This is a genomic window from Mycolicibacterium madagascariense, from assembly GCF_010729665.1.
Classification (GTDB): domain Bacteria; phylum Actinomycetota; class Actinomycetes; order Mycobacteriales; family Mycobacteriaceae; genus Mycobacterium; species Mycobacterium madagascariense.
On sequence record NZ_AP022610.1, the window covers coordinates 3,324,703 to 3,347,170 of the forward strand.

The following is a 22,468-nucleotide window of genomic DNA, read 5'->3' on the forward strand; positions in this document are numbered from 1 at the left end:
TTCCTCGCCCTTGGGGTCGCGGGCCATGATCGTCGACGAGGTCGTACCTCACGGTGGGACGTGCGCGCGCACTACTGCAGTGATCGAGGGGCGCGGGGGCCGGACTACTGCATTTCGCGGTGGGACTACTGCAATCTGCGCGCACGTCAAGAACGGGCATGGTGGCGGCCGATTCGTCGGCTACATTCGCCTCGGCGTCGTCGTCTAGCAAAGCGCGACCGCGCCGTTGAGCCCGCCGGGACCACCAACCCTCACGCCACGAGCGACGGTTGCGGGTCACCGGACGGGGTGGGCCAACGACCGTGCAGAGCGACGCGAGCCAGGTCTCGCGCAACGCGACGTCGAACACTCGAGGGGAACATCCGATGGCGGGAAAGCACCGCAGCAGCACTCGGCAGAGCAAAGCTGGCACCGACCGGCAGGCGGGCCGAGTGATGCCGGTGTCGGCCTGGCTGAGCACCGGGGCCATCACCATGGGCCTGGGAGCAGCGGTCATGTGCAGCGCCGGGCTCGCCCACGCCGACACCGAACACTCCGAGGGCAGCACGTCCTCGACCTCGACTTCGGCCACCCACGGCGACACCGGACCGGGTGCCGGGTCCTCGGGGGCGGGGTCCGCGGGGAGCGTCACCAGTTCGGCGTCGCCGTCGTCTGCCACCAGCGCGTCGACGGGGACCTCCACGAGCACGCCGTCGACGACGAAGACCGCCGGTACGGCGGGCACGGCGCGTCATCCCAGCACCACCGGGCGCAACGCCACCACGCACACCGGATCGGCGGCCTCCTCGACCGCGGACACCACGGCGCACACCCCCACCGCCGCGTCCACGACGCGCACCACCCCGGACACCCATTCCGCGCCGGGGACGAACACGGCGGCGGCGAAGACGGCAGCGGTGACGAGCACCGTCGACCAGACGCCGACGGCGGCCAAGACGCTGCCGCAGACCTCGACCACCAACACCAAGGTCACCGACGCCGCTACGGCGAATGCCGTCGTGGCCAATGCCGTGGTGGCACCGACGCGGCTCGCCGTCACCACCCTCGCCCCAGCGGCGCTCACCCCGACCGTCCCACCAAATCTGGGCACCCTGATCGGTGACGTGATGGCTCTGTTCGTCAGCAACGGCACCGCCACCCACCCCAACGCGGGTCTGCTGCTGGGCACCGGCTACAGCTACACCGCCGCCTCCTGCGTGGGCGGAACGTCCTGCCGCGGCGGCAACGGCGGGTTGCTGCTCGGTGTCGGGGGTGCGGGCTTCGACGGCGGTGACGGCGGCGCGGTCGGGTTCCTCGGCAACGGCGGCACCGGCGGCGCCGGAGTCGCCACGATCAACGACGGGACGGGTGGACGCGGCGGAAACGGCGGCCTGCTGATCGGCACCGGCGGCGCGGGCGGGGCCGGGGCCAATGGTCTCGACGGCGCCAACGGTCTGTCCGCCGGGCAGTCCGGCACCAACGGGACCGCAGGCGGTGCGGGCGGTACCGGCGGTAGCGGCGGCCTGCTCATCGGTACCGGCGGCAGCGGGGGGTCCGGCGGTACCGGCGGCATCGGGGGCAATGGGGTGGCCGGCGCACAGGGGCTGGCGGCCACCCTCTCCGGGGGCGCCGGGGGCAACGGCATGACGGGCGGATCCGGCGGCTCGGGTGGGGCCGGTGGGGATGCCGGAGCGGCGGGTCGTGCCGGGTTGTTCGGCACCGCCGGGACCTCAGGGGTCAACGGAACCGGGGGCCGCGGCGGCAACGCCGCCGACGGTGGCGCCGGCGGGCGCGGCGCAAACGGCACCGACGGAATCGACGGGGCCGACGCGACGACCGCCGGTGCCAGCGGGACCGCAGGGACCGCCGGCACCGCTGGCGGTAACGGTGGAACCGGTGGGGCCGCCGGTCTGGCCGGTGTAGGGGGTGCGTCGGGTAGCGGAGGCACTGGTGGCGGGGGCGGCGCCAATGGCGCCACCGCGGTGCAGGGCGCTGGCGGGGCCGGTGGCAACGGTGGCCGCGGAGGCACCGGCGGGCGCGGCGCCGCTGGGATCGCGGGCGCAGCAGGTCCGGACCCCGGCGCCAACGGCGGCCACGGTCAGGCCGGCGGTAGCGGCGGCAGCGGCGGTGCGGGCGGCAACGCGGGATTGGGTGGAGTCGGTTCGACCGTGGGCGCTGCGGGCCGCAACGGCGACGGCGGCGCTGGGGGCAATGGCGGTGACGGCGGCCGCGGCGGTAACGGCGCGCAGGGCGCCGACGGCGTTGCGGGCGCGAACGCCACCGTCGCCGGGGGCAGCGGTTCCGACGGGACCGCGGGTCAGGCCGGCGGGTCTGGCGGTGCCGGCGGCAATGCCGGTGCCGCGGGCAGCGGAGGCGCCGCGGGAACCGGAGGCACCGGTGGACTCGCGGGGAGCGACGGACAGGCCGGGGTGAACGGGGACGGCGGCAACGGCGCCAGCGGGGGCAACGGCGGCAACGGCGGCAACGGGGCCCGGGGCGCCGACGGCGCCAACGGGGCGAACGGCGTCGCCCCCAGTGCCAACGGCGCCAACGGCGCCGATGGGCAAGCCGGCGGCAACGGAGGCAACGGAGGCGCGGGCGGAGCCGCCGGACTCGGCGGGGGCGCCGGCACCGGGGGCACCGGCGGCCGGGCTGGCTCTGAAGGGCTCACTGGCGTTCGAGGCAACGGGGGCAACGGCGCCGACGGAGGCAACGGAGGCAACGGCGGTTCTGGTGCCGACGGTGGACAACTCAGCGGCGGCGATGGCGGAGCTGGCGGCACTGGTGGCGCTGGAGGCAGGGGCGGGACGGGCACCAGTACTGGCGTCAACGGCGTCAGCGGCAACGGGGGTGACGGCGGCAACGGCGGTAATGACGCTCCTACTGACTATGTGAACGTCCGCGCGGGCAACGGCGGTCGCGGTGGCAACGGCACCAATGGTGGAACCGGCGGAAACGGTGGGAACGCAACTGCCACCGGGACAGCAGACGGACTCGCCGGCAACGGCGGTGACGGCGGGTCGGGCCTGACGGGTCGCGGCGGCACCGGCGGCACTGGCGGCAGCGTCACCTCCGGGTTCGCTGCCACCGCCGGAGCGGGCGGCAACGGCGGTGCCAGCGAAACCGGCGCCGGCGGCGACGGCGGCAATGGAGGGGCCGCCGCCACAGACCGGGGCTATTACTTCACCCCAGGCGGTGGTGCCGGCGGCGACGGCGGGACGAGCGGGACCGGAACCGGTGGCAATGGCGGTAACGGCGGCCCGCCAAACGGCACCCCCGGTGACGCCGGTACAGGTGGTGCCGGGAACGGGACTTCAGGAGTGACCGGCAGCAGCCTGACGCCGGTCGACGTTGCGCCGGTGGCGGTCAACGACAGCGTCACCGTCGCCGAGGACAGCGGCACCACCGTCATCGCGGTGCTCGCCAATGACACCGACACCGACGGCGGACCCAAGGTCATCACCGCAGTCACCCAACCCGCCCACGGTGCAGTCACCTTCACCACCACGACCACCAGCTACACCCCGGCGGCCAACTACAACGGCACCGACAGCTTCACCTACACCCTCAACGGCGGCTCCACCGCGACCACGACGATCACCGTGACCCCGGTCAACGACCCACCGGTCGCGGTGAACGACACCGCCACCGTCGCCGAAGGCGCGACCGCCTCGATCACGTTGACTACCAACGACACCGACGTCGACGGCACCATCAACCCCGCCACGATCGTCATCGTCCGCCAACCCACCGCGGGCACCGTCACCGTCAACACCAACGGCACCGTCACCTACGCCTCCAACGGCGCCGAGGTCACCTCCGACAGCTTCACCTACACCGTCAAGGACAACACCGGCGCAGTCAGCAACGCCGCGCTCGTGAGCATCACCATCACCCCGGTCAACGACGCACCGGTCGCCGGCACCGACGTCTACACCGTCGCCGGAAACGGCGTCCTCACCGTCGACGCACCAGGTCTGCTGGCCAACGACACCGACGCCGAGGGCGATGCCCTCGCCATCACTGCGGGCACCCAACCCCAGCACGGCACACTCACCCGACTGGTCGGCAACGGCGCCTTCACCTACCAACCGAGCACCGGCTACGCCGGACCGGACTCGTTCACCTACACCGTGTCCGACGGCACCGCGTCCAGCGTCGGCACCGTCGACATCACCGTGACCGCCACCTCCAATCAACCCCCCACCGGGGTCGCCGACACCTACACCGTCGCCGAAGACCACACCCTCACCGTCAACGGCCCAGGAATACTCGGCAACGACACCGACCCCGAAGGGCAGCCGCTGACGGTGGCGAGCATCGGCGCCCAACCGACGAACGGGTCGCTGACGCTCTTCTCGGATGGATCCTTCAGCTACACCCCGGCACCCAACTTCAACGGCACCGATGGGTTCACCTACGAAGCCAGCGACGGCGCGATCACTAGCGCTCCGACGACCGTCACGATCACGGTGACACCCGTCAACGACGCCCCGGTGGTCGCCAACGACACCATCCCCGTCCCGAAGAACACCTACGTTGGATTCTCCCTGGCGAACAGATCCTCCGACGTCGACGGCGACACGCTGACCGGGACGCTGATCACCACGACCCAACACGGCACGCTGTTCTTCGACGGAACCCAACTCGCATTCACCTACAACCCCGTCACCGGCTACACCGGTCAGGACTTCTTCACCTACAAGGTCAACGACGGGACCGTGGACAGCGCGCCTGCGACGGTGACGTTGATCATCAGCTAGCCGCGGCGGGTCGACCCACGTACGGGATCGGCGAGAAGGGCGGTGTCCGTCAGTCCAAAACTGGGTGCAGATCGCTTACGGGACTGACACTTTCCAGCAGGGCACCCAGGTGCAGGAGCGTCGACTCCGCCTGCCAGCTCGCGACCAGCTGCACATTGATCGGCATGGCGTCAGCACTGGTGCCGAACCTGATCGTCAGACCCGGTAGGCCCGTGACGTTCAGTGGCACCGTCGCGCCCTGCAGGTACGTGGCGGCCACCGTCCGACCGTCGATGACGAATCGTGCGGCGCCGTGCTCGTAGGCTGGGATCGGCTGGACAGGAGTGATCAATGCGTCGTATCGCTGGAAGAAGTCGGCAAAACCGTCTCTGAGCCGCTCGGCGGCTTGTTCGGCTTTCACGTAATCCTCGACCGACGTCTCGGGCAGCCTCATCATCGTCCGCGCCATCGTGTAGATCTCCTCGTCCGGATGACCGGCGACCGCCTCGAGGAAGGCCGGCTTCATCTCCATCACGTGCAGCCGGTTGAAGACGTCGAGGGCGAAGTCCCGTTCTAGCGCTTTGATGTGGGCGGCTTCGACCACGCAGCCCAGACCGGCCAGCGCATCGGCTGCGGCCCGAACCGTCGCGGCGATCTGCGGATCGATCGGACCGAAGCCCGGTTCGACGAGCCAGCCCACCCGCACCGGACGGTCGGGCGACGATCCGACGCCGGCATCGAATTCGACTGTGCTCGAAGCGTATCCGTCCAGACCGTCCGGACCGACGAGGAGGGAGTACGCCAGCGCGACGTCGCGCACGGTGCGCGCCATCGGCCCGACGTGCCAGTTGCGCCGCGGCACCCGTGGCCAGACGCCCGTCATGGGAATCCGACCGTGGGTGGGCTTCATCGACGTGATTCCGGTCTGCGCTGCCGGCCCGCGCACCGAGATGGCCAGGTCGGTCCCGAGTCCAAGCGGCGACAAACCAGCCGCGATGGCCGCCGACTCCCCGCCACTCGAACCGCCGGGCGTGCGTTCGAGGTTCCACGGGTTGTTGGTTCGTCCAGTGAGCAGATTGTCGCTCTCGATCCAGTACGAGAACTCCGGGAGGTTCGTCTTCGCCAGCACGATGGCGCCGGCCGACTTCATCCGGGCAACGCTGGTGGCATCCTCAGTCGGTATGCGGCCCTTGAAGATTGGCGACCCGCGTTGGGTCAAGAGCCCGGCGGTGTCGATGGAATCCTTGACGGTGAACGGGACTCCGAGCAGAGGACCGAATGCCTCACCTGACAGAACCGTCGCCTCCGCAGCCCGGGCCGCGGCGATCGCGTCGTCGGCGACCGTGACGATCGCGTTCAACCTGGGGTCGACGGCATCGATCCGGTCGAGGTGAGCCTGCACGATCTCGACCGGCGACACCTCCTTGGTGCGGACCAGCTCGGCCAGGCGCGTCGCATCCGCGTAGACGAGCTCGATGGTCATCGCATTCCTCTCAGGTCGCCGCGTCTGTCTGCCTCGGGGCGCGGGAATGGGTCGTGGTCGTCGCAAAGTGACAAGGGTGCCACGCCGCCCGGGCCGTCAAACCCCATCGACCGCGATGGGTGCGTTTGCAGAGACCGCCAGCGGGTATGTCCGTCGGTCGGACGTTCAGGAATGGAGGAAGACATGACACTTCGGCGATTGGTCTTGGCGGTCGGTGCGGTTTTGCTGGTGGCGGGTGTCATCGCGCTGCTGGTGCCGGTGTCGGTCTCGGGCAACAACGGAAACAGTGTCGGCTGCGGCAACGCCGTCAGTGAAGACCTGACCAGCGCACGGTCGGCCGACAACGGCACGGGGGCCAACATCCCGATCCTGAACCAGCTCATCCCCCATAGCGACTTCGTCGGGCAGTGCGAGTCGGCCGTCTCGACGCGGCGGTCCTGGTCGATCCCGCTGGCCGTCATCGGTGCGCTCGCGCTCGTTGGCTCCTTCGTCGTGCCGCGACGAGCCGTCGGCACGCGCTGACGTCGCCGATTCGGTGACGCCCTCGCGAGGCCGCTGAACCACGTCGTCTAGGACGACGACGCTTCGCGCGCCTGCGTGATGGCGAACGTGTCGATGTATTGCCGGAAGCGGGCGATTCTGCCGGCGTCGATCGTCCAAATGTGCGCGTATTTGGCGTCGGCCCGTTTGCCGGTCGTGCCGTGCACACAGGTGAAGCGGCCCAAGGACACCACGGTGTCGCCGTCGGCGATGAACTCGCTGGGCGACAGCGCGTAGCTCGTCCATTCCCGGGCGAGGGGTTCGAGGACTTCCTCGACGACGTGGTGCGGTCCGCGTCCGGTGATGTTCGACGGATCCAACATCGTGATCCATTCGATGTCTTCGGTCATCAAACGCATGGCGGCGGGCAGGTCGCCGGCGGACAGGGCCGCGTAGAAGGCTCGTACGGTCTCGGTGGGCGTGCTCACTGTTGGTCTCCTCGGGGTTGGGGTGTGGGCCTTCGTCGACGCTGGCGCGGTCGGCCGCGGGCGGTCGGAGGCAGGCAATTCGGTTGGCTGCGAGGCCCTTTGGCGGGCAGCCTCGCGGCTCAGCGGGTGGTCGTCGCGCTGGCGGCGGTCAGCAGGATGTCGGTGACACCGTCGGGCTGGGTGAGCATCGGCAGGTGGTCGGCGTCGGCGCGGTGGGTCGTGGCGTTCATGCGGGCGGCCACGAACAGCTGGGTTTCGGGGGCGATCATGCGGTCCTGGTCGGCGACGAGGAACCAACTGGGGACGTCGTGCCACGCGGGCCGAGGTGCGGGGACCGTGATGCACGACGGCGAGAGGGGTCGTTGGACGGCAGCGAGCAGGGCCTGTTCGTCCGGCGTGGCATTCTGGGCGAACGCGTCCGCGAAGGCGTTGTCGGGCAACCAGATCCAGCCGTCGTCATCGGGAATGAGCTGGGGCGCCCGGGGATGTGCGGGCGCTCGATGGAACAGTTCGGCGACCGTCTCACCCTCGCGTGGCGCGATCGCGGCGACGTACACCAGCGCGGTGACCGTGTCGGTGTCCGCCGACCCGATGACGGCTCCCGCGTAGGCGTGACCCGCGAGGACGACGGGCCCCGGCACGCGGTGCAGGACGGCGTTCAGCGCGTTGACGTCCTCGGCGAAGGAGGTCAGCGGCAGCGGGGCGGCGACGACGCGGTGGCCGCGACGCTGCAGGGCACCGATGACGGGGGCCCAACTGGAGCCGTCGGCCCATGCGGCATGGACGAGGACGAAGGTGGGGTCGGCGGTCATCGATGTCTCCAGATCGGTGAAAAAAGCTGTACGCGAACGGCTTTCATGCGAAGGTGGCGGCTAGGAGGGCACCGACACGGGCGGCGATCTCGTCGGCCTCTTCCTCCAGGGCGAAGTGGCCGGTGTCGAGCAGAACCACCTCCGCCGCGGGGACGTCGCGTTGGTAGGCGAGCGCACCGGCGGGGACGAAGAACGGGTCGTTCCCCCCCCAGATGGCCAGCAGGTGGGGTCGGCGGGTGCGCAGCCAGGTCTGCCAGTCCGGGTAGAGGGGCGGATTGCTCTGGTAGTCCCAGAGCAGAGCCCTCATGTACTCGGCGCGTGCGGGCAGGTCCAGTACGCGCTGATCGGCGAGGGCGTGGTCGGGGTCGACGTGTTCGACGTCGCGGGCGCCGGCTCGCCACTGGGCTTGGGTGCCGGCCAGACTGAGGAATTCGTCGATGGCTGCTCGGCCGGCGTGTTCGTCGGCCCACCAGGCGGCCAGCGGAGCCACACCGGGCCCGAGACCGTCGGTGTAGGCGTTCGCGTTCTGGGTCACGATCGCCCGCACCCGGCGGTCGTGCCGGAGGGCGATGCGAAAGCCGACGGGGGCGCCGAAGTCGAACATGTAGAGCGCGTAGTCCTCGATGCCGAGGGCGTCGATGGTCGCGCCGGTGACCGCCGCCAGTCGATCGAACGTGGGCGTGCCGGGCAGGGGCTGAGACCATCCGAAGCCCGGGTAGTCGATGGCCACGACGTGCCAGTCCGTGGCGAGACGGTCGATGAGACGGACGTAGGCCCGGGTGCTCGACGGATAGCCGGGCAGACACACCAGCGTCGGCCGGGTCGAATCACCGGCCTCCCGAACGAACACGTCGAGGTCCTCGACGTGCACCGAGTGATGGCGGATGGCGCTCATGGCGATCTCCAAGTCCTGTTCGCGACGTGTGTGTAACTGTTGAAATGATGTTTCAAGGGTTACAGATGCGCGCGGTAGTCTGTCAATGCCGCGACGGTGGAACACAGGAAGTCGGCAGGAGAAGGTGGCGTCCATCAACGAGCCCATCGAAGTCATCGTCGGGCTGGGCGACGACCCCGCACTGGAACTCGTGAACACCCTGGCCGTGCCCGTCCCCGGCATGCCGGCCGTCGAGCTGATCGGCGACGGGTCCGGCTACCTCACCTGGCTGGCCCGAGCCGGGCTGATCGACCGGCACGAACTCGATGCCATCGCAGAGATGTTCAGCCCCGCCGAGCTCGACGACGTCGCCGTCGCGGCCCGCGACCTTCGCGAACGGCTACGGGCCACCGTGCTGGCCTGGATCGCGAATCCCGCGGCTCCGATTCCCTCCGAGGTGACCGATCGACTGAACGCGGTGATGCAATCGGGGCGACGCTTCACACAGCTACACCACGACGACGCCGGTGGCCTCCAGATGCACGATCACCACCACTGGACCCACCCCACGCAACTGCTCGTCCCGGTTGCCGAGGCGTGGGGCCGACTGTTGGCCGACGGTGAACCCAGGCTGGTGCGTCGATGCGAGGGCTGCACCATCATCTTCTACGACCGCACCAAGGCGCATCGACGGCGCTGGTGTTCCATGGCCCTGTGCGGCAACCGCGAGAAGGTGCGCCGGCACCGGGCGGCGACCGCGCACGACGACGTCACGGACGCCTAGCCCGGCGTCGCCTAGGGCTGGCCGGGTGAAGGGCGGCCCTGCAGCGCGTCGGCGACCGACCCGAACGTGGGGAACGTCTCCATCAGCGTCGCCACCTGCGGGTGGGTCGAGAGTGCGGATTGCGGCGGCACCACCAGGCAGAACCGGATGCCTTCCGCCGCCGCGAGCTCGGCAATCGACGTCAGCGCCGCGATGCCGTCGCCGTCCAGCTGCTCGAGGTCGGACATGTCGAGCACCATCACGTCGGGTGTGCCCGTCAGCTCACCGGCCAGCGTCCTCTGAAGGGCCGTCGCGCCCTCCCCACGCAGGTCACCGTTGGGGCTGATCACGGTGGCCCGGACCGTCACCCGCCGCCACTCGACACCGATGTGCCAGGGCTTGCGCGCGGCATCGCGACCCCTCACCCGTCCTTCAGCACACCCGGTCACCAGAGCAGTGAAGCGATTCCGCCGACCATGCGATATCCGCGGAGCGTTGCCGACTCGCCCGTTTCGCGCCGGCCCGCCGGTCACGCTCGAAGTCAGCGCGGGCGGTCGTCGGCAACCGCTACGACACTCCCGGCGAGCTCGTCCTGAGCGTCTCCGACGGGCTCTCTCCGAACATCTCGCGATACTGTTCCGCGAACCGGCTCAAGTGCAGGAATCCCCAGCGCCCCGCCACCGTCGTGACCGTGGTCGTGCTGGGACACTGGCTGGCGAGCTCGGCATGCGCTTCATGTAGTCGTAGCCGACGCAGATAGGTCATGGGCGGTGGCTGACCGGCCCGTTGGAAGGCCTTTTGCAACGCCCTGGCGCTGACCCCGGTCGAACGCGCGAGATCCACTGTGCTCCAGGGGTTTTCCGGATGGGCGTGCATCGCGTCGATCGCACGTTTGACCACCGTGGCGCTGGCGCTGGATTCGTCCTCGGCCAGCGCCTCGGCGTAGTTGTGCGGCTGAATCAGCAGGAAGCCCTGGACCAACAGCTGTTGCAGATTCTCGACGGCCAATCGGTGAGCCAGCACCCCGTCGGCGCGCCCGGCCTCGCGCGCCAGCAGGCGCACCAGTCCAAACCAGTTGCTCGCGGTTTGGGCGCCCACGTCCATGCCGCGGGCGAAGGTGATTCGCTTCCGCACCGGCCGGTCCATCATTCTCTCCAGCTGGCGTCGCATCTGATCTTCGGTGATCTTGATGCAGATCTCGCGGCAGTCCTTGGACCAGTTCAGATCGACCGCCATACCCGGTGTGAAGACCGCGGCCGAACCGACCGCGGTCTTCTCCAGGCGCCCATCCGCCCATCGATTGATGGCCATGCCGGTCAGGGGGGCTTCGATGAAATAGGCGGGGACTTCGTCTCCGCGAATGTGGACTGCCGTACCGAAGTGCAGATAGCCCGCCGTCAATACCGGCAACTCCTCGGCCTGCAAGCTCATGTCCAGCGCCTCCGAGTCGGCGGAGCGGAGCGTCAACGGCAGGAACACCCGCGACAAGACGTCGGCCGCTTCATCGACCTCCGTCGCCTGAATTCGGGGCGATGATTCGAAGATGTCGTCCAAGAGCACGGTCATCGCTCCTCGGGTCGTCTGAAGTTGCCGATTGTAGCCACAGCCGAGGACTGACCCACCCGGCCGCCGCACCCATCGGGTCCTCAGGCGCACCTGCGCCCCAATGAATCTGCGCCGCCGATGAATTGATGGCCGCGGTGCAGCCCGCTTCATCTCGGCCTGCCAGGACGAATCACGGGTCGTGGCTTGCGACCGTCGGGTCGGCGCTCGACGGCACGACGCGTTGACAGACTGGCCGCAGATCCCCGGGGAGAGGACGTCGAAGGTGAAGGAACCGCCGGTGTGGACCGCTGCCGCGTCGTCACGGGTGCCCGAGGCACGGCTCGGAGTCACCCCGTGACCGGCGACGACGAGAACACCGGTGACACTTCGGGTTCGACGTCGGAGGGCAACCTCGAACTCTTCTTCGATCTGGTGTTCACGTTCGCGATGTCGCAGGTCACCCACCTGATGGTGAACGATCTGACGCCGCGGGGATTCGGGCGTGCAGCCCTGGCCCTGCTGGCGGTGTGGTGGGCCTGGGTCGGCTACACCTGGCTGATCAACACCTTCGACACGACGAATGTCGGGCACGAAGCGGCCGTCATCGCGGCGATGGCGGCGATGCTGGTCGCCGCCACGGCGTTGCCCACGGCATTCTCGTCCGGAGCCTTGGTCTTTGCGATCGCCCTGCTGGCGGTCCGGTTGATCCACGTCGCCAAGTTCCTCGCCCACTCGTCGCGCGACGACGCCGACCTTCGGCGCAGCATCAGACGCATAGCGCCGGCGTTCGTCCTGGCACCCGCATGCATCGTGGCCGCCGCCTTCGTCGCATCGCCGGGACGCGAATTACTGTGGGTGGCCGCAGCGGTCATCGACTACGGCGCGCCGGCCGTCGTGGGCCTCGGTGGATTCCGCGTCTCACCCTCGTACTTCGTCTCCCGGCACGGCTCGATCATCATCATCGCACTCGGTGAGGCCATCGTCGAATTAGGTTACGGCGCAACCGATCTGCACCAGTTCGACGTCATCGTCGCGCTGGTCCTGGGGGTGGCGATGAACGCGACGTTCTGGTGGACGTACTTCGGCTTGAGCAGCGGAGCGCAGCAGCGGTTGGAGCAGACCACGGGTACCGAGCGCGCCCACCTCGCCCGCGACGCCTATAGCTACCTGCACCTACCACTGGTCGCGGCCATCATGTCGTTCGCCGTCGGCGCTCACGCCGCCGTCGCGCACCCCACCACCGCGCTGCCTTTGCTGCCGGCCGTCGCGCTCGCCGGTGGCACGGCGCTGTTCTACCTCGGCGACGTCGCCTATCGATGGCGCGACCACCGGCAAATCCCTACCGATCGCCTGGCCGCCGGGCTCGCCGCCGCGGCGACCCTGCCGGCCCTGCTGCACGTACCCGGCGTCGCGGCCCTCGCCGTACTCACCGCCATCGGGGTCGTCCGCCTCGCGTGGGAGTTGTGGCAACGTCCGCGCATCGGTACGGGAGTGGCCGGGCACGCACGCTGAGGACGTCCGCACGGGATTGCTTCGCGGAGCGATCAGGCCGTTCGTCGCCGAGGTCCGCCATCTGCACCGACCGACCGGCTGCGCCGACCGTGGACGTCGACGGGCACGTCACCGGCCAAGGTGACGCGATGCATGAGCCGGTACTGGCCGTCGTAGTCGTCCACCGCACGGTGCTGGGTGGCGCGGTTGTCCCACATCGCGACGTCGCCGGCTTCCCAATTCCACCGAATCGTGTTCTCCGGCATGGTGATCCGACGCTGCAACAGATCCAGCAGTGCGCGCGACTCGTAGGCGTCCATGCCGACGAATCCGCGCACGAAGTCCCCCGCGACCAGGGTCCGTTCGCCCGTCTCGGGATGCACCCGCACGACGGGGTGTTCGGTCTTGAAGTCGGGCTTCTCGAACGCCGCCCGCAGGGCGCGCTGCTGCTCGCTGCCCTCGTGGTCCGCAGGGTCGGCATAGTCGTAGCGGTTGCTGTGCAGGGCCCACGCGTTCTCCGCCAGCAGCTTGAGCGGCTCGGGCAACGCGTCGTAGGCGGCGGCGGTCGAGGCCCACAACGTCGAGCCGCCGTAGCTCGGCAGCGTCACGGCGCGCAGGATGGACATCGCGGGATAGTCGGCGACGAAGGTCACGTCCGTGTGCCAGCGGGTGGCCTTGCCGTACTCGGAGTCGATGGGCGTGATCACCGGTGCGGTGGCACTGGCCAGCGGTCCCGCCGCGGGATGGCCGACCGGGTCGCCCAGCAACGAGGCGAAGTCGTGTTGCGCGGCGTCGTCGAGATGATGTTGGCCGCGGAAGAAGACCACGCGGTGTTCCAGCAGCGCCGACCGGATCACGTCGACCGCGGCGCGGGGCGTGTCACCACTGAGCTGCACGCCGTCGATGCGTGCCCCGATGCGGCTGCCGAGCTTGGTGATGGTGGGTCGGGTCGCCATGGCTGGCCCCTCTTCTCGCTGGTCGGAACGCTGTAGTGAGGTGACTACAGGTGGTGACCGCTACTGTAGTCGAGTGACTACGGATGACGCCACCGCCACCGCGCCGGTCGGACGGGAGATGGTGTCGGCCGCGATCCTGGAGGCGGCCGCCGAGCTGTTCGCCCAGCGAGGTCCGGCTGCCACCACGATTCGCGACATCGCCGTCGAGGCTCGCGTCAACCACGGTCTGGTGTTCCGCCACTTCGGCACGAAGGACCGACTCGTCGGGGCCGTACTCGACCATCTCGCCGACGGCTTGGCCACGCTGGTGGCCTCCGATGCGCCATCGGACGCGATCGACCGGGCCTTCGAGCGCCATACGCGGGTGATGGCCCGCACTCTCCTCGACGGGTATCCCGCCGGCACGTTGCAGTCGAGCTTCCCCAATCTCGCGCGCCTGGTCGCCGACTCGGCGTCGGCGTTCGACGACGAGCTGGACGCGCGGTTGGCCATAGCGAATGTCGTTGCGATGCAACTGGGTTGGCGGCTGTTCAGACCGTTCCTACGCGAGGGGTTGCGCCTCGTCGACGTCGACGACGACGCCGTGGCCGGCTCGATCGCAGCGGGGGCGACAGCGCTGCTGCACCCCCGGTGATCGCCGCGGAGTCAGCTGGCGACGCTGTGCGACCAGCGCTCCTCGATCCGTCCGAACCGCCAGATGGCCAGCGCAGCGAGCCACGAGATGACGAACAGAGCGACGATGCCGTAGCCGACGTAGTCCAGGTCGATGCTGGCGATGGCGGCGAGCGGGCCGGAGTCGATCTTGAGTCGATCGGCCAGGACGCCGATGAGTTCGATGGTCCCGATGATCAACGCCACGGCCACGGAGATCGACGTAATCGTCAAGTTGTAGAAGATCTTTCGCACCGGCTTGGCGAAGGCCCAACCGTAGGCGTAGTTCATGAACACGCCGTCCGTGGTGTCCATCAGACACATTCCCGCGGCGAACAGGATCGGCAGTACGAGCACGGCATAGAACGGCAAGCTGAAGGCGGCCGCGCCGCCGGCCAAGACGAGTAGACCGACTTCGGTGGCGGTGTCGAAGCCGAGCCCGAAGAGCACGCCGATCGGATAGATGTGCCACGGCTTGCGCACGGACTTGGTCAACCCGCCGAGGAAGCGATTCATGAAACCCCGTGAGTCCAGGTGCTTCTCGAGAGCGGCTTCGTCGTAGCTGCCGCGGCGCATGTCGCGGAACACCTTGAGGATGCCGAGCAGGGCGACGAGATTGAGGATGCCCAACACCCACAGGAAGATCCCGGACACCGAGGGACCGATCATGCCGGTGACGGTGTGCAGGGTGGAGTTGTCGTCCTCGACGGGTCCGACCAACGCCTTGACTCCGAGCGCGAGCAGGAAGGACAGCGCGAAGACGATCGTGGAGTGCCCGAGTGAGAACCAGAACCCCACCGACAGGGGCTTCTTGTCGCCGCCGATCGCGGCCTCGTCAGCGATGAGCTTGCGGGTGGTGTTGTCCACGGCGGCGATGTGATCGGCGTCGAACGCGTGGCGCAGCCCGAACGTGTACGCCAGCACGCCGACACCGACGGTGAAGATCGGGTGATCGCCACCGAGGTGGTAGTTGTGCGGAACGACGAAGGCGAAGAGGGTCACGAAGCCGGCGACGTGCAGGAAGACGATGAACCCGTACATCCCGAAGAGCGACCGCTTGTCGGCGCGGCTGAGGCTGCGGCGGAACCGGGTGAGGCCGGTCGACTCCTCGCCGAGCTCGGCGGTCACCACGTGTCCACCGTGCGGACTTCCTGCATGGCCACATCCTTCGGTTCGTACGCGTCGGTGGCGGGGCCCGACCCGTGAGTCATCAGCGTATCCATTCACCTGTTCACCTGTCTGGGTGAGCAGATGGCATCAGCCTTACCCTGCACTGATCCGGGTCGACGCGCAACCATGCGACGCTTCGATCGCCGGTGCCGAAGGTCAGGGACGCCTGCCCGCACTCCGCTTGGCGCCGATCCAATGGAGCAGGTCGTGCGCGACGGCGTCCTGGAGCCGATAGCTCACACTGCGACCGACCCGGGTCGAGTGCACCCAGTCGAGTCGGCGCAGCACCCGAAGGGCTTGTGAGACAGCGTTCTCCGACCTGCCCACCGCCGTCGCGAGGTCCCCCACGTTGATGCCGGGGACGCGATGCAGGACGAGCAGGATCTCCAGCCGCGTGGGATCGGACAGCAGGTCGAAGCGCTGCGACCAGGCCGCCGTGTCGACGTCGGACGGCGCCGACACCCCACGGTCGCGTGCGCGCGCATCGGCCCCGTCCATGGCGTCCAGCATCCCACCTCGACCACGCCGCCAGCGCCGACCGCACACCGCGTGGATGCGTCCATCACGACACATGAACAGATGGACAGATGGGCCTCTGGGGTCATAGGGTGCGAGGGCGGGAAGCGCGACGCTGAATTCGACGCACCTGCGGGCGGACCCGTCATCCATTCGCGTTGAGAAAGGACACTCGTGGCCGAGTACACCCTGCCCGACCTGGACTATGACTATGGCGCACTCGAGCCCCACATCTCGGGGCGCATCAACGAGATTCACCACGGCAAGCACCACGCCACCTACGTCAAGGGCGTCAACGACGCCATGGGGAGACTCGAGGAAGCGCGAGCCGCGGGCGACCACGCGGCGATCTTCCTCAACGAGAAGAACCTGGCATTCCACCTCGGCGGGCACGTCAACCACTCCATCTGGTGGAAGAACCTCTCCCCCGACGGCGGTGGCGAACCCGCGGGCGATCTGGCCACCGCCATCGACGACCAGTTCGGCTCGTTCGAGAAGTTCAAGGCCCAGTTCACCGCCGCTGCCAACGGTCTCCAGGGTTCGGGGTGGGCGGTGTTGGGTTACGACACCCTCGGGCACACACTGCTGACCTTCCAGCTCTATGACCAGCAGGCCAACGTGCCGCTGGGGATCATCCCGCTGCTGCAGGTGGACATGTGGGAGCACGCCTACTACCTGCAGTACCAGAACGTGAAGGCCGACTACGTGACGGCGTTCTGGAACGTCGTGAACTGGGCCGACGTGCAGAACCGCTTCACCGCGGCCACCACCAAGACCGACGGCTTGATCTTCTAGGCGACGTAGAAGATCCCGACGTAGGGGTGCACGACGTGGCCGACGACGACAAGACGCGCTGGGCGATCGACGTGATGACGGCGTGGACTCACGACGGCCACGACACCGATTTCTGGCAGGAACGCATCGCCGCCTACCTGTCCGAACCCGAGGGCTACGAAGGACTGATCACCGGTCTGGTGAACCTGTCCGGGCTGCTGCTGATGGGCATGGAGGTCACCACCGGCAAGAGCACACCCGAAGTGCTGCAAGCGATTGCGTCGACGGTCTCTCGGAATGGCCGACGACCGAACGGCTAGACGCGCGCCGCGCCGGAATACTGCGCGCGACACCGCGCGTTGAGTGGCGACGTGAAGGCGATCACCTACTCCCGTACGGGCGACAGCTCCGTCCTGCGAGTGACCGAACGCGACGTCGCCGAACCGGGTGCCGGTGAGGTGCGGGTCCGCATCGCGCTCTCCGGGGTCAACCCGACCGACTGGAAGCGTCGTGCCGGTAGTGGTGCCGGCCAGGAACTGGAATTTCCCGAAGTCGTGCCCAACCAGGACGGCGCGGGTGTCGTCGACGCGATCGGTCCGGACGTCACCGCACTCGCCGTCGGCGACCGGGTGTGGGTGTTCATGGCCCAGCATCAGCGTCCGGGTGGCACCGCCCAGGAGTACGTGGTCCTCCCGGCCACCAACGTCGTGCCGCTGCCCGACGGCGTCGGCTTCGAGGTTGGCGCCAGCCTCGGGGTGCCCGCGATGACCGCCCACCGCGCGCTGACCGTCGCCGAGGACTGGCCGGCACGGTTGGCCCCCGGCTCCCTCGACGGGGCGACGGTCCTGGTCGCCGGCGGCGCCGGAGCCGTCGGCCACGCCGCGATCCAGCTCGCCCGCTGGGCGGGAGCCCGAGTGATCACCACCGTCAGCGGACCCGACAAGGGTGCGTTGGCTACCGCCGCCGGCGCGCACCACGTCGTCAACTACACGGCCGGGGACGCCGCCGCGGCCATCCGTGACGTCGCCCCGGACGGAGTCGACATCGTCGTCGAAGTCGCGCCCGCGCAGAACGCCGCGCTCGACGCCGCCGTCGCGAACAACCGGGCGTCGATCGCGATCTACGCCAACAACGGCGGCGACCGCGTCGAACTCGACATCCGGCCGAACATGATGGTCAACGCGCGCTTCCAGTTCTTGATCCTGTACACCGTCGGCGCCGAAGCGCTGCGCCACGCCAGCGAGGACATCACCGCCGCGGCGGCCGCCGGTGCCCTGGAGGTCGGCGAGGACGCCGGTTTGCCGTTGCACTTCTTCGATCTGGAGGACACCGCGGCCGCGCACGACGCGGTCCAATCCGGAGTGACGGGCAAGGTCCTCATCCGGGTCGGCGAGTAATCGTCGCCGTCTTGCCGGTCTTGGTGTCAGCCAGCCTCACGAGGCAGTGATGCCCGAGGGAGGTTGCTGACAAGAGCAGGGTTTTCCCCTATTCACAGATGCCCGCCGTCTCCCTACCGTGTGCAGACGAACATTCATCACCGTCTGAGGGGTCACATCGTGGGGGAACACAACGCACCATCCAACCATCGCGCGGGCAAGCTGGCCGGCGCGTCGCTCGTCGCGGGCGTCATGCTGTTCGCGGCACCCGCGGGTATGGCGTCTGCAGCACCGGGTGGGGGCGACGTCGGCAAGAACATCCAGCACATCGTGGGCGGAGTGGGCAAGAACCTCGAACACATCGTCGGGGGCACCGGCAAGAACGCACAGAAGTTCTCGAAGGGATTCGGTAAGAACCTCGAACACATCGTCGGGGGCACCGGCAAGAACGCACAGAAGTTCTCGAAGGGATTCGGTAAGAACCTCGAGGGCATCGCCGGCGGCACCGGCAACAACGTCGAGGGCATCCTCGGTGGACTGGGCAACAACCTGCAGTCGATCTTCGGCTGAAAGCCCAATCCGTCGTATCGACTCATGAGTCGGTCCTCTCGGGCGCCGAGTCGACGAACGGGCCGGTCGGCACAACCGCACTCGCCGTGGGGTATTCGAGTGCAGATGACCGCGGCGGTCAGTTGGCTGAGACGGTGATGACCTTGCCGTTGGGCCGCTGCGGTCCTCCGGTGTGACGGTTCATCGGCAGCGGTAACGGCTCGAGGGGATGACGCCGGGTGTCGAGGGTTTGGTAGCCCACCAAGACCACCAACCCGGCGACCAACACGGCGGACGCGGCCGCGTCACCCCACCCCAACCCGCCGCGATCGCGGTCGAAGCTGAGGATGTTTCCGACCTCGGCCCCCCAGGGTCGGGTCAGGATGAATGCGATCCAGAACAGCAGCATCGCGTTGATCCTGGTGAGGTAGTGCGCGGCCAACAGCACCAGCATCGCCGCGGTCAACATCAACGCAGCGGGCAGTAGCCCGACGCCCAGCCCCTGGTCGCTCGCCAGGTAGTCCCCCGTGGACGTACCCAAGCTGTTGGAGAACACCACGGCGATCCAAAACAGCACCTCTCCGGAGAGGGTGGCGACGTTTTCGACGTCGAGGGTTTGGCCGCTGCGCCACCAGATCAGCAGCACAAATGCCAACCCGCTGCCCAGGATCAGCGCGCCGGTGACTTGTCCGAGACCGGAGGTGTAGTTGATGAAGTCCGAGATCGTGGTGCCCAGCGTGCTGGTGAGCACCACCACGAGCCAGAACAGTGCTGGGTGAAATCGGTTGGCACGCAATTGGATTGCCAAGAAGAGCACCAGGATTACCGAGAGCAGTTCGGCGGCACGAAGGGTACCCAGACCCAGAGTCTGGGAGAAGAAGTCCCCGGCAGTCTCACCCAGTGTGGTGGCCAGGATCTTGATCGCCCAGAACAACGCGGTGATATGCGGCAGCTTGCGCAACACGTACTGACCGGGCGTCAGAGGCATATCCGACCCTCGCACGCAACGACGCACCACGCAGGCCGCCCAACCAAGATGGCAGCCAACGCACAGCTGCGCACGACTGCCTCGGACGTGATCGCGGCGGCCGCCCGCGGAGACGTTGGCACCCCCGACTCAGGCTCGTCGTGGCATTCGTTCCTTCGCAGGTCTCTGCCTTCGGTCACGCTGAATAGTGCAGTGGCGCGGTCGCTTTCAGATCAGCGCCGGTCGTCAGGGTCTCGCGACGACGTCGACCCCCGCACTCGGTCATCATTCAATAGCTGCTCAGCAGGCGGTCGAAGACACGGACGCCGAAGTCCAGCGCGCTGGTGGGCACGCGTTCGTCGACCCCATGGAACAGCGCGGTGAAGTCCAGGTCGTCGGGTAGGAGCATCGGCGCGAAGCCATAGCAGTCGATGCCAAGGGGCGCAAGCCATTTGGCATCGGTGAACGCAGTGCTGAGGTAGGGCAGGACGAACGCGGTGTCGTCTTCGGCGCGCAGGCTGGAGCCGATGGCCTCCAGCAGCGCCGAGTCCAGACGGGACTCGACGGCCGCCCCGCGGTAGATCTCCTCGAGGCGAACGTGACCGCCAGCTAGTCGGACGAGTTCCTCCCGGAAGTCGTCTTCGGTGCCCGGGACGAAGCGACCGTCGATGGTGGCTTCGGCAGTGGCGGGCACGACATTGGTCTTGTACCCGGCTCGCAGTTGGGTGAGGTTCACGGTGTTGCGCAAGCCGGCGAGCATCATCTTCTTGAGTGGGCCGAGTCGATCGACGAGCTCCTCGGTGGTGGCGTCGGGGAGCGCCAGCACGTCGCGTAGTCGTTCGAACGTCGCCGTGGTCGACGCCGTCGAAATGTCCTGTCCCGCATGACCGGCCACTCGCGACAGTGCGGCCACCAGGTGGTGGACGGGGTTGTCGGGGTTGATCATGCTGGCATGACCGGCACGGCCGTCGGCCACCATCCGGGACCACCACACTCCCTTCTCGGCGGTGGACACCAGGTAGGCGCGGTGGTCGTCGGACAGGGTGTGGCTGAATCCGCCCACTTCACCGATGGCTTCGGCGCAGTCGGCGAACAGCTCCGGGCATTCACGTGTGACGTAGCCGGCCCCGACCCGTCCCCCGGCTTCCTCGTCGGCGAAGAAGGCGACCACCAGGTCCCGGTTCGGCTGCTGGCCGCGGTGGTGCATCGTGGTCAGGGTGTCGACGACGATCCCGACGGTGCCCTTCATGTCGACGGCACCCCGACCCCACAGGTAGCCGTCGACCAGTTCACCGCCGAACGGGTCACGCGCCCAATCCCCTTCGATCGCCGGTACCACGTCGAGGTGGGCGTGCAGGAGCAGGGCAGGGAGCTCCCGACGCGCACCGGGGATCCTCGTGACGACGCTGGTGCGACCCGGTTCGGGTTCGAACCACCGCACCGTGCACCCGAGCGCGGTCAGGTGGTCGGCCACCAGTTCGGCGGCGGGCCTCTCGGCACGTCCAGGGTTCGTGGTGTCGATGCGGAGCAGCTGCTGGGTCAGTTGGACGACGGAACTGGCGGGAGCGGTCACGAGGTGGCCGTGATGGACCCGCTACCGATCACGGCGATCGCCTCGACCTCGATGAGGAATCCGTCGTACATCAGACCGGCGACGCGTACCGCAGTGCCCGCGGGGCCGGGGGTGGGCAGATATTGCAGACGAACCTGGGTCATCTTCTCCCAAAACTCCCTCACGGCATCGCCCTTCTCCTCGCACACGTAGTAGGTGTTCATCTTGACGACGTCGCGCCACGTCGCCCCACCCTCCGCGAGAACCCTTGTGACGGCATCGAAGACGTTGCGGGTCTGCACTTCGATGTCCCCCTCCCCCAGCACGTTGCCGTGCTCGTCGGCGGACAGCTGGCCACCCACGAACAACAGATTGTCGACCCGCCATCCCTGGGAGAAGGGCGTGGGAATGTGCCAGTCCCAGGATCCCCGCGGCATCAGCCGTTGCCGTTCGGCGGGTCCGGGTGCGTCTGCGAGTTGCGTCATCGTCGTGGGCTCTCCTCTATCAGTCTTGGCCGGGATGGGAATTCAGTCTTGGAACACGGCGACCGCGCGGATGGGCGAACCCGTGCCCTTGCGGATGAAGAGCGGTAGCCCGAAGTACAGGAACCGCTGATTCACCACCTGATGCAGGTTGGTGAGTCCCTCGGTGTTGACGATCCCGTACTCGCCGCACACCACGTGTCCGGAGAAGTCGGTGTCGTCGGCGTGGTCGATCGCGACGTTGTCGACGGCGATGTTGACGACGCCCTTCTCGGCCAACCAGATTGCGGCATCGCGGTTGAGGCCGGTGTGCTTCTCGGTGTAGGCGAGGTCGGGGTAGGTGGAGTCGCCGTATCCCGTGTAGAGAAGGACGGTGTCGCCCTTGCGAATCTGCTGCCCGCTTGCCGCCTCTGCAGCCTCGAGGTCGGCGGGGGTGATGTAGTCGGGATACTTCACCGATCTGAGGTCCAGGCAGATCGCCTCGCCGTAGTAGTACTCCAGCGGCGACGCATCGATGGTGGGGCCGTTGGGGTCGTACTCGAAGACGGCGTCGGTGTGAGTACCGGCGTGCTCGCTGATCAACAGGTTGTGCGCCTCGAATCCGAGGTGGGTGTTGTAGGTGGTCTTGAACTGCTCGTGGGTCTGGTTGGTGTTGATGAAGGTCTTCTGGTGGCCGAACCACATCGGCATGCCTTCGAAGATCTCGCGGGTGAGGTCGACGACGCGCACGGGACGCTTCATGATTTCGGGGCCGAACTTCGGGTAGCTGCGTGCCGTCGTGTCGGGTTCAGTGGTGGTCACGGTGTTCTCCAATCATT

Annotated in this window: 22 protein-coding genes; 9 read left to right on the forward strand and 13 right to left on the reverse strand. The window is 68.1% G+C overall.

Features of this window, described 5'->3' with window-relative positions; translation table 11 throughout:
- The first annotated feature begins 365 nt into the window (after window positions 1–365).
- On the forward strand, window positions 366–4,742 hold the full coding sequence (locus G6N60_RS15590; RefSeq protein ID WP_163738919.1) for a tandem-95 repeat protein: 4,377 nt from the start codon (window positions 366–368) through the stop codon (window positions 4,740–4,742).
- A 49-nt stretch (window positions 4,743–4,791) separates the two neighbouring features.
- Here G6N60_RS15590 and G6N60_RS15595 read toward each other — a convergent pair whose 3' ends face one another.
- Window positions 4,792–6,204 (reverse strand): amidase, encoded by a 1,413-nt coding sequence (locus G6N60_RS15595; RefSeq protein WP_163738922.1) that lies wholly within the window; start codon window positions 6,202–6,204, stop codon window positions 4,792–4,794.
- 183 nt (window positions 6,205–6,387) lie between these two features.
- Here G6N60_RS15595 and G6N60_RS15600 point away from each other — a divergent pair, with 183 nt between their 5' ends.
- Entirely contained in the window at window positions 6,388–6,726 is a 339-nt protein-coding gene (locus G6N60_RS15600; protein ID WP_163738925.1) for an aminopeptidase, read from the forward strand.
- Window positions 6,727–6,773: 47 nt separating this feature from the next.
- Here the strand turns inward: G6N60_RS15600 and G6N60_RS15605 are convergent, their stop codons facing one another.
- The 3 genes from G6N60_RS15605 to G6N60_RS15615 all read right to left on the reverse strand — a co-directional run bounded on the left by G6N60_RS15605 (window position 6,774) and on the right by G6N60_RS15615 (window position 8,879).
- On the reverse strand, window positions 6,774–7,172 hold the full coding sequence (locus tag G6N60_RS15605) for a nuclear transport factor 2 family protein (RefSeq protein ID WP_163738927.1): 399 nt from the start codon (window positions 7,170–7,172) through the stop codon (window positions 6,774–6,776).
- A gap of 119 nt (window positions 7,173–7,291) precedes the next feature.
- Complete coding sequence (locus tag G6N60_RS15610; RefSeq protein ID WP_163738930.1) at window positions 7,292–7,984, reverse strand: alpha/beta fold hydrolase; 693 nt, start codon at window positions 7,982–7,984, stop codon at window positions 7,292–7,294.
- A gap of 43 nt (window positions 7,985–8,027) precedes the next feature.
- The gene (locus tag G6N60_RS15615; protein WP_163738933.1) at window positions 8,028–8,879 is read right to left on the reverse strand and encodes an alpha/beta fold hydrolase; all 852 of its coding nucleotides are present in this window, start codon (window positions 8,877–8,879) and stop codon (window positions 8,028–8,030) included.
- 124 nt (window positions 8,880–9,003) lie between these two features.
- Between G6N60_RS15615 and G6N60_RS15620 the strand changes: the two genes are divergently transcribed.
- The gene (locus tag G6N60_RS15620) at window positions 9,004–9,642 is read left to right on the forward strand and encodes a CGNR zinc finger domain-containing protein (protein ID WP_163738936.1); all 639 of its coding nucleotides are present in this window, start codon (window positions 9,004–9,006) and stop codon (window positions 9,640–9,642) included.
- An 11-nt stretch (window positions 9,643–9,653) separates the two neighbouring features.
- On the opposite strand, the gene G6N60_RS15625 is transcribed toward G6N60_RS15620, so the two are convergent.
- Complete coding sequence (locus G6N60_RS15625) at window positions 9,654–10,046, reverse strand: STAS domain-containing protein (RefSeq protein WP_163738939.1); 393 nt, start codon at window positions 10,044–10,046, stop codon at window positions 9,654–9,656.
- A gap of 142 nt (window positions 10,047–10,188) precedes the next feature.
- On the reverse strand, window positions 10,189–11,187 hold the full coding sequence (locus G6N60_RS15630; protein WP_163738942.1) for an AraC family transcriptional regulator: 999 nt from the start codon (window positions 11,185–11,187) through the stop codon (window positions 10,189–10,191).
- Window positions 11,188–11,520: 333 nt separating this feature from the next.
- Here G6N60_RS15630 and G6N60_RS15635 point away from each other — a divergent pair, with 333 nt between their 5' ends.
- Window positions 11,521–12,678, forward strand: a complete 1,158-nt coding sequence (locus G6N60_RS15635) for a low temperature requirement protein A (protein ID WP_246240725.1) — start codon at window positions 11,521–11,523, stop codon at window positions 12,676–12,678.
- A gap of 32 nt (window positions 12,679–12,710) precedes the next feature.
- Here G6N60_RS15635 and G6N60_RS15640 read toward each other — a convergent pair whose 3' ends face one another.
- Complete coding sequence (locus G6N60_RS15640; protein ID WP_163738945.1) at window positions 12,711–13,613, reverse strand: TauD/TfdA dioxygenase family protein; 903 nt, start codon at window positions 13,611–13,613, stop codon at window positions 12,711–12,713.
- A 73-nt stretch (window positions 13,614–13,686) separates the two neighbouring features.
- Here G6N60_RS15640 and G6N60_RS15645 point away from each other — a divergent pair, with 73 nt between their 5' ends.
- Complete coding sequence (locus G6N60_RS15645) at window positions 13,687–14,247, forward strand: TetR/AcrR family transcriptional regulator (RefSeq protein ID WP_372510983.1); 561 nt, start codon at window positions 13,687–13,689, stop codon at window positions 14,245–14,247.
- 11 nt (window positions 14,248–14,258) lie between these two features.
- On the opposite strand, the gene nicT is transcribed toward G6N60_RS15645, so the two are convergent.
- Both nicT and G6N60_RS15655 read right to left on the reverse strand, forming a co-directional pair.
- Window positions 14,259–15,395, reverse strand: coding sequence for a Nickel transporter NicT (nicT, locus tag G6N60_RS15650; protein WP_246240728.1), 1,137 nt, complete (start codon window positions 15,393–15,395; stop codon window positions 14,259–14,261).
- A 195-nt stretch (window positions 15,396–15,590) separates the two neighbouring features.
- A complete protein-coding gene (locus G6N60_RS15655) occupies window positions 15,591–15,944 on the reverse strand; it encodes an ArsR/SmtB family transcription factor (protein WP_246240731.1) in 354 nt (117 codons plus the stop codon).
- A gap of 180 nt (window positions 15,945–16,124) precedes the next feature.
- Between G6N60_RS15655 and G6N60_RS15660 the strand changes: the two genes are divergently transcribed.
- From G6N60_RS15660 to G6N60_RS15675, 4 genes are all read left to right on the forward strand, one after another.
- Window positions 16,125–16,745 carry a superoxide dismutase gene (locus G6N60_RS15660; RefSeq protein WP_163738948.1) on the forward strand — a complete coding sequence of 207 codons (621 nt, stop codon included), beginning with the start codon at window positions 16,125–16,127 and terminating at the stop codon, window positions 16,743–16,745.
- Between the two features lie 35 nt (window positions 16,746–16,780).
- Window positions 16,781–17,044 (forward strand): hypothetical protein, encoded by a 264-nt coding sequence (locus tag G6N60_RS15665; RefSeq protein ID WP_163738951.1) that lies wholly within the window; start codon window positions 16,781–16,783, stop codon window positions 17,042–17,044.
- A gap of 51 nt (window positions 17,045–17,095) precedes the next feature.
- Window positions 17,096–18,121: an NADPH:quinone reductase gene (locus tag G6N60_RS15670; RefSeq protein WP_163738954.1), complete on the forward strand. Its 1,026-nt coding sequence runs from the start codon at window positions 17,096–17,098 to the stop codon at window positions 18,119–18,121.
- 159 nt (window positions 18,122–18,280) lie between these two features.
- Window positions 18,281–18,670, forward strand: a complete 390-nt coding sequence (locus tag G6N60_RS15675) for a hypothetical protein (protein WP_163738956.1) — start codon at window positions 18,281–18,283, stop codon at window positions 18,668–18,670.
- 118 nt (window positions 18,671–18,788) lie between these two features.
- On the opposite strand, the gene G6N60_RS15680 is transcribed toward G6N60_RS15675, so the two are convergent.
- The 4 genes from G6N60_RS15680 to G6N60_RS15695 all read right to left on the reverse strand — a co-directional run bounded on the left by G6N60_RS15680 (window position 18,789) and on the right by G6N60_RS15695 (window position 22,451).
- Window positions 18,789–19,637, reverse strand: a complete 849-nt coding sequence (locus G6N60_RS15680) for a COG4705 family protein (RefSeq protein ID WP_163738958.1) — start codon at window positions 19,635–19,637, stop codon at window positions 18,789–18,791.
- Window positions 19,638–19,905: 268 nt separating this feature from the next.
- A complete protein-coding gene (locus tag G6N60_RS15685) occupies window positions 19,906–21,189 on the reverse strand; it encodes a M20/M25/M40 family metallo-hydrolase (RefSeq protein ID WP_163738962.1) in 1,284 nt (427 codons plus the stop codon).
- Window positions 21,186–21,653: a RidA family protein gene (locus G6N60_RS15690; protein WP_163738965.1), complete on the reverse strand. Its 468-nt coding sequence runs from the start codon at window positions 21,651–21,653 to the stop codon at window positions 21,186–21,188. The genes G6N60_RS15685 and G6N60_RS15690 overlap by 4 nt, the downstream gene beginning before the upstream one ends.
- A 42-nt stretch (window positions 21,654–21,695) precedes the next feature.
- Window positions 21,696–22,451 (reverse strand): cyclase family protein, encoded by a 756-nt coding sequence (locus tag G6N60_RS15695; protein ID WP_197746943.1) that lies wholly within the window; start codon window positions 22,449–22,451, stop codon window positions 21,696–21,698.
- Between the last annotated feature and the right edge of the window lie 17 nt (window positions 22,452–22,468).

Excerpts from the sequence above, each read along its gene's own strand:
- G6N60_RS15590 (WP_163738919.1), top strand. The coding sequence starts at position 366 with ATGGCGGGAAAGCACCGCAGCAGCACTCGGCAGAGCAAAGCTGGCACC.
- G6N60_RS15595 (WP_163738922.1), bottom strand. The coding sequence starts at position 6,204 with ATGACCATCGAGCTCGTCTACGCGGATGCGACGCGCCTGGCCGAGCTG.
- G6N60_RS15600 (WP_163738925.1), top strand. The coding sequence starts at position 6,388 with ATGACACTTCGGCGATTGGTCTTGGCGGTCGGTGCGGTTTTGCTGGTG.
- G6N60_RS15610 (WP_163738930.1), bottom strand. The coding sequence starts at position 7,984 with ATGACCGCCGACCCCACCTTCGTCCTCGTCCATGCCGCATGGGCCGAC.
- G6N60_RS15615 (WP_163738933.1), bottom strand. The coding sequence starts at position 8,879 with ATGAGCGCCATCCGCCATCACTCGGTGCACGTCGAGGACCTCGACGTG.
- G6N60_RS15630 (WP_163738942.1), bottom strand. The coding sequence starts at position 11,187 with ATGACCGTGCTCTTGGACGACATCTTCGAATCATCGCCCCGAATTCAG.
- G6N60_RS15640 (WP_163738945.1), bottom strand. The coding sequence starts at position 13,613 with ATGGCGACCCGACCCACCATCACCAAGCTCGGCAGCCGCATCGGGGCA.
- G6N60_RS15655 (WP_246240731.1), bottom strand. The coding sequence starts at position 15,944 with ATGCTGGACGCCATGGACGGGGCCGATGCGCGCGCACGCGACCGTGGG.
- G6N60_RS15680 (WP_163738958.1), bottom strand. The coding sequence starts at position 19,637 with ATGCCTCTGACGCCCGGTCAGTACGTGTTGCGCAAGCTGCCGCATATC.
- G6N60_RS15690 (WP_163738965.1), bottom strand. The coding sequence starts at position 21,653 with ATGACGCAACTCGCAGACGCACCCGGACCCGCCGAACGGCAACGGCTG.